This window comes from Cupriavidus sp. 01L46 (genome assembly GCF_056399905.1).
In genome coordinates, this window is record NZ_JBFTSF010000333.1 from 1 (window position 1) to 6,188 (window position 6,188).

Annotated in this window: 6 protein-coding genes; 4 read left to right on the plus strand and 2 right to left on the minus strand. The window is 62.1% G+C overall.

What is annotated here, in order from left to right:
- A partial coding sequence (locus AC1DS3_RS33350; RefSeq protein ID WP_477128839.1) for a cytochrome ubiquinol oxidase subunit I occupies window positions 1-636 on the minus strand: 636 nt, incomplete at its 3' end.
- A gap of 500 nt (window positions 637-1,136) precedes the next feature.
- Here AC1DS3_RS33350 and fdhD point away from each other — a divergent pair.
- From fdhD to AC1DS3_RS33370, 4 genes are all read left to right on the plus strand, one after another.
- Window positions 1,137-2,006: a formate dehydrogenase accessory sulfurtransferase FdhD gene (fdhD, locus tag AC1DS3_RS33355; protein WP_441632054.1), complete on the plus strand. Its 870-nt coding sequence runs from the start codon at window positions 1,137-1,139 to the stop codon at window positions 2,004-2,006.
- A gap of 245 nt (window positions 2,007-2,251) precedes the next feature.
- Window positions 2,252-3,343, plus strand: coding sequence for a GTP 3',8-cyclase MoaA (gene moaA / locus AC1DS3_RS33360; protein WP_441632140.1), 1,092 nt, complete (start codon window positions 2,252-2,254; stop codon window positions 3,341-3,343).
- A gap of 46 nt (window positions 3,344-3,389) precedes the next feature.
- Complete coding sequence (locus AC1DS3_RS33365; RefSeq protein ID WP_477128840.1) at window positions 3,390-3,950, plus strand: molybdenum cofactor biosynthesis protein MoaE; 561 nt, start codon at window positions 3,390-3,392, stop codon at window positions 3,948-3,950.
- A 55-nt stretch (window positions 3,951-4,005) separates the two neighbouring features.
- Window positions 4,006-4,263, plus strand: coding sequence for a MoaD/ThiS family protein (locus AC1DS3_RS33370; protein WP_441632050.1), 258 nt, complete (start codon window positions 4,006-4,008; stop codon window positions 4,261-4,263).
- 61 nt (window positions 4,264-4,324) lie between these two features.
- Here AC1DS3_RS33370 and AC1DS3_RS33375 read toward each other — a convergent pair whose 3' ends face one another.
- Entirely contained in the window at window positions 4,325-5,749 is a 1,425-nt protein-coding gene (locus AC1DS3_RS33375; RefSeq protein ID WP_477128841.1) for an aminotransferase-like domain-containing protein, read from the minus strand.
- Between the last annotated feature and the right edge of the window lie 439 nt (window positions 5,750-6,188).

Genomic DNA, 6,188 nt, shown 5'->3' on the forward strand with positions numbered 1-6,188 from the left:
GCGCCGCCCCTGCAACAAGTGCCAGGCGCCGCAGGCGGCGACCATGAATCCCGCCACGATGAATGCCGCGATTGTCATGTGTGCAAGGCGGTAGGGAAAGGACGGATTGAACACCACCTTCAGCCAGTCGACCGGGACAATGCGGCCGTTCTCCATGGCGAATCCTTGCGGGGTATGCATGAAGCTGTTCGACGCCAGGATCCAGAATGTGGAGATCAGCGTGCCCAAGGCAACCATCAGTGTCGCGAAGAAGTGCGCGCGGGCGCTCACCCGCTGCCAGCCGAACAGCATCACGCCGAGAAAGCCTGCCTCGAGAAAGAAGGCCGTCAGTACCTCATACGTCAGTAGCGGTCCCGTGATGTTGCCCGCGACCTGCGAGAACCCGCTCCAGTTCGTACCGAACTCGTAGGCCATCACAACGCCGGACACCACGCCCATGCCGAAACTGACCGCGAATACCTTCGACCAGAACAGGAACATATCCTTGTAGCTGCTATCCCCCGTCGTCAGCCAGCGCCATTCCAGCACGGCAAGGAAACTCGCCATGCCGATGCTGATCGCTGGAAAGACGATATGGAATGAAACGGTGAAGGCAAACTGCAGCCTGGCAAGATGTAAGGCATCGAAGATTTCCATGATTCTCACTTGCACCTGGAAGGAAAGGTCCACGGCATCAGCCAGGACCGCACGAGTCAAATCGAAGATCGCCCACGCGGATCGCGCGAGGCCGGGGACACGCTGAACCATCTGACCGGAGACACACCGAGACTGCGAGGGCACCAAATCTGGATACGACGATAGTGCAGTTTTGAGAGGGCATGCAAACGAATGTCGCTGCACGTGAACTGTATTCCGTCGATTCGTATTGAGCTGTGCCCGAAAAGCGGGTGCGCGTCGCGATAGCATGCAAACTGTGTCCTGCCTGACCGAAGTCGCGGCGTTCGCATACAGCGCGCGGCAACGGCAACGGTCATCGGATCTGTGCTCTAGCGATTCGGCCTGGCGGCGCATATAAATCCAACTGTCAGGCCAGATGCGGACTGCCCACGGCATGCGCCACGCCCGTGCTCTGGAACGGCGGCGCCTGYACCCGCGCACGATCTGAACGGCTGACTTAATGCCTTCAAGGGGTCCCCATGTTGCAATGCCCGTCCGTCATTGATCGAACYGGTAGCGTCGAGTGCACGGTGATACGCCACAGGCACGACGACGCGTATCCAATCTCGGATCACATTGCGGAAGAACTGCCCGTTGCGCTGGTGTTCAACGGCATCTCGCACGCCGTCATGATGGCCACGCCCATCCATCTGGAAGCATTCGCGCTGGGCTTCTCGCTCAGCGAAGGGATTGTCGAGCGCGTCTCCGACGTATTCGATATCGAGGCACTCTTCCATGCCGGCAGCGCGGAAGTAAGGCTGACAATTTCCCAGGAGGCGTTCGCCGCCTTGAAAGGAAGGCGGCGATCCCTCGCCGGGCGTTCGGGATGCGGCGTCTGCGGCATCGAGAGCATCGCGCTGCTGGACCTGGAGCCGACGCGCATTCTTCACGCAGGCTCGGCGGCTGACATCGGCATCGAATCCGTCTGGCGCGCCACGCGCGAGTTGCCCGAGCACCAGGTGCTCATGCGCAGGACAGGGGGCGTCCATGCCGCGGCATGGTGCGCCAGGGACGGTGCCGTGCTCGAGGTCTTCGAGGACGTCGGCCGGCACAACGCACTCGACAAGCTGATCGGCCAGCTTGCACGAAGCAAGACAGATACGCGTGCCGGTTTCGTTCTGCTTTCCAGCCGTGCCAGCTACGAGCTTGTGCGCAAGGCCGCGCGCCTCCATATCCCGATGATCGCGACAATCTCGGCCCCCACGACCCTCGCGATCGACATCGCGCGCCAGGCGGGGATACGGCTGCTCTGCTTCTGCCGTGGCGACGGCTTCGTGGAGTACACGCCAGTGGCCGGCGACGCGGCAATCGATGCCGCGGCTGCGAGCCAGCATCACGGAATGCGGTGAAGGGCCATGCGCCGATGCGCTTCCCGCAGGGCACTCCCGAGCTTCGCGATGTGTAACTGTACTCTTCGGATCCTGGGCGAACTGTATGCCCGACCCCGCTCGGGTCCGGCTTATGCTGAGTGCAAGCCACCCGCATTGGCGGACCGGCCGCTCTCGCCCTCCGGCCCGAAGCCTTAAAGGCAGATGCCGGAGACCGGCCCTTCCACAGCCTCGCCTCGCATGCCACCGGATAGATCGTGAGCGCCATCAAGCAGAACGTTGTCTCCCTCTTTGCCGACACCCGCACATCGGCTGACGTCGATGCCGGCGTCCTTGACACGCTCGGTCGCCCGCTGCGCGATCTGCGCCTCTCGGTCATCGACCAGTGCAACTTCCGCTGTACCTACTGCATGCCGCGGGAGGTCTTCCCTGCCGACTACGCGTTCATGCCGTCGGCCGATCGCCTGTCGTTTGCGCAGATGGTCAAGATCGCAAGATCATTCACGTCGCTCGGTGTCGAGAAGATCCGCATTACCGGCGGCGAGCCACTGCTGCGGCGCGGCCTGGAAGCACTGGTGGAGCAACTTGCGAAGCTGACGACCGTGTCCGGCAAGCCGTTGGAAATCGCGATCACGACAAACGGCACGCTGCTCGCCGCCAAAGCCCGCGCGCTGAAGGACGCCGGCCTGAGCCGCGTGACCGTCAGTCTCGACGCGGTAGATGACGCTGTATTTCGTCGCATGAGCGACGCCGACGTGCCGGTGTCGCGCATCCTGGACGGCATCGAGGCCGCGTCCGCGGCTGGGCTTGCGCCGGTCAAGGTCAACGCGGTGGTCCAGCGGGGCGTGAACGAAAGCCAGATCCTCCCGCTCGTGCGCCTGTTCAAAGGCACTGGCGTGGTGGTGCGATTCATCGAGTATATGGACGTCGGCGGGGCCGACTTCTGGTCCGATGCCGCGGTGCTCACGGCTCGGCAGACTCGGGATAGGGTCGAATCCGAGTTTCCCCTGACCCCCGTCGAACAGGGGCCGGGAGCGAGCACCGCGGTCCGCTACCGTCACACGGATGGCGGCGGCGAGGTGGGTTTCATCGCAAGCGTATCGCAACCGTTCTGCGGATCGTGCTCACGCGCGCGCGTGTCGGCTGATGGTCAGCTCTATACCTGCCTGTTCGCCGGTCAAGGGACCAGCCTCAGGCCATGGCTGTCGGAGAGCGTGTCGGAGGCACAACTGGCGCAGGCGATCCGCCACCAGTGGACCAGCCGCGCCGACCGCTATTCCGAGCTGCGCGCGGCGGCTCGCAGCCATAGGCAAGGTAAGCGTTACCCGACTGTCCGCATGTCGCTCGTCGGGGGTTGAATCTTCACCAATGGGCACGAAGCGAGCCGATACCTGGAGAACAACAATGACATCCACGTTCCATTCAAAGATGACAGCCGAGGACGCCGCGGATGCCGCGGACGCGGCGGAAAACGCAGAAAACGCGGACTTTGCGCAGCGCGCCATCGCCGCTGGCTTCGAGGTGCGCGTGCAGCAGCAGCCGATTGGCTTCGCAACGGAGGTCGATCCCATCATGCGCAATCCCAACGTGGGTGCGGTTGTGAACTTCCTGGGGGTCGTGCGCCAATTCGGCGATGCCGACGATATTGCGGCGCTCGAGATCGAACACTACCCAGGGATGACCGAACGGGCACTATGGAGCATCATCGAGGAGGCGAACGCCCGCTGGCGACTGGATGCCGYGAAGATCGTGCATCGGATCGGTCGTATCGCGCTCGGCAATCCGGTGGTCCTGGTCATCGTCGCGTCTCAACATCGTGAGGCAGCATTCGATGCATGCGAGTTCCTGATGGATTTCCTCAAGACCTATGCGCCCTTCTGGAAAAAGGAGATCCGGCGCGACGGCACATCGGAATGGGTCGAATCCAAGGCACGTGACGAACTGGCTGTGAACCGCTGGGGCTGATCCCCTGCCCATCCAGCCAGAACCCGAAAGTAGAAGTAGAAGTAGGACGGCGCACATGAAACTCACCATCAGGTACTTCGCTAGCATTCGTGAACATCTTGGCGTCACGCAGGAGATCGTCGATATCCATGCGCCCGGCATCACCGTAGAGGGCATCAGGGAAACGCTCGCATCGCGAGACGCACGCTCGGCGCAAGCGTTGCAGACCGACCGGCCGGTACGGGCCGCTGTCAACCTGGAGCTGGTTGACGGTGCCTTCGTGGTGCGCGAGGACAGCGAGATCGCGTTCTTTCCCCCTGTCACGGGCGGCTGATCGATGCCTGACGGCGGGGCCCCGGACGGAGGGCCGCCCCGGCATCACCACCCGGCTGCGGTCAGCGGGCACACATCGCGACGAGCTTGCCGACCTCGATCACCGCTTCCTCGATCCGACTCGACCACGGGCTGCTGTAGTTGAGGCGGATAAAGTTCCGGTAGCTGCCGGAGTTCGAGAACATATACCCTGGTCCGATCGTGATGCCACGGTCGAGCGCTAGCTGATAGAGCTGCATTGCATCGACCTTCGCGGGTAGCTCGATCCAGAGCACGTAGCCGCCGGCCGGGCTGGACATGCGCGTTCCCTCTGGAAAGAAGCGGGAAACCATGGCTCGCATCAGGTTGGCCTGCTGCGCGTAGGCCTTGCGAATCCTCCGCAGATGATGCTCGAAGCCGTCACGCTCGAGATACTCCGCGATGGCAAGCTGCGGAACCGTCGGGGTCGCMAAGGTGTTCAGGAACTTGAGCTTCTCGACCTGATCGCGATAGCGGCCTGGCAGCGCCCAGCCGATGCGATAKGCTGCCGTCAGGCTCTTCGAGAACGATGAGCAATGCAAAACGATGCCMTTGCGGTCATAGGTCTTCAACGTGCTGGGATGCGTGTCGCCAAAATACAGTTCGTTGTACACGGCATTCTCGATGACCGGAATGTCCGATCTCGTCAGTAACTCGACAAGCTCGCGCTTGCGTTCATCCGGCATCTGGAATCCAAGCGGATTCTGGAAGTTGGGCATGACCATGCAGGCCGCGATCGGCTGCGACTTCATGATCCCTGCGAGGGCGGCAATATCGATGCCGTACTCCGGATGCGTCGATACCTCGATCGCCTTCATGCCCATGCGCTCGATCGCGTGCAGCATGGCGTAGAACGTTGGCGATTCGACGGCGATCACGTCCCCTGGCTTTGCCACTGCCTGAAGGCAGATATTGATCGCCTCGGTCGCGCCGACGGTGATGATGATCTCATTCGGGTCGACCGGCATGCCGTTCTCAAGGTAGCGGCGCGCAATCTGCCGGACCAGGCGCGGATTGCCGGGCGGAAGCGCGTTCGTCACGTTCCAGAGCGTCTTTTCGCGGCCTGACATATAGGCATACCGGTTCAGCTTCTCGAACGGGAACATAACGGGATCCGGGTACGGCGAGCCGAGCGGCACGGCATCGCCGGCGCCAATCGAGCGCAACGTCGAAAGCACTAGCCGGCTGACGTCCACCGAGGCGGACATGGCTATCGGCTTCGAGGCTCGCAATTCTTGCATTTGCCGCTCGTCGCTTCCGCGCTGCAGGTCGACGAAGTAGCCGGACTGCGGCCGGCTCACCAGCAAGCCGCGGCTCTCCAGCAGCAGGTAAGCATGCAGTACCGTAGTGATGCTGATCCGGTGCTGCTGGCTAGCCTGCCGTACGGAAGGCAGTCGTTCGCCATGGCGGTAGACGCCCTGCTGGATCAACCGCTCGATATCGTCGGCGAACTTCTCGTAGAGCTTCATTGGACGCGCCCTCCAACCGGGTCACAGCCAGGTGCATCGAGGCGGCGGAAAGCTGGATCGTCCAGTTGCATCTGCGCGGCCGAACGGCATGCGTCAAATCTGATGGCGCTGATGCCGGGCAGCGCAATGATGTTGAGTCGTCCGGGGTGCAACCCGGCGACAAGGTGGGGGCGAAGTTCGCTTATCTTCCCTGCTTCGTCTCTCACGACGGTAGCTCCAATGAATACGCATCGCCGAGCCTTGGGGACTGGAACCGGCCACGCGTGATTTTGTTGGAAGGAATAGTAGGGGCGAAGCTGTATTCATAAGAAGCACACATGAGTGCGCCGAAATAGAACACAGTTGCAGTCTAGGCGTGAGATATGGAAAGCTGTACTTCACATCGCGATGCTGTGCGCAGATCGCCACGTGACAAGCTATGCGGAAGGGAAGTTATTGG

Coding starts and splice junctions, on each gene's coding strand:
- AC1DS3_RS33370 (WP_441632050.1), top strand. CDS start 4,006: ATGAAACTCACCATCAGGTACTTCGCTAGCATTCGTGAACATCTTGGC.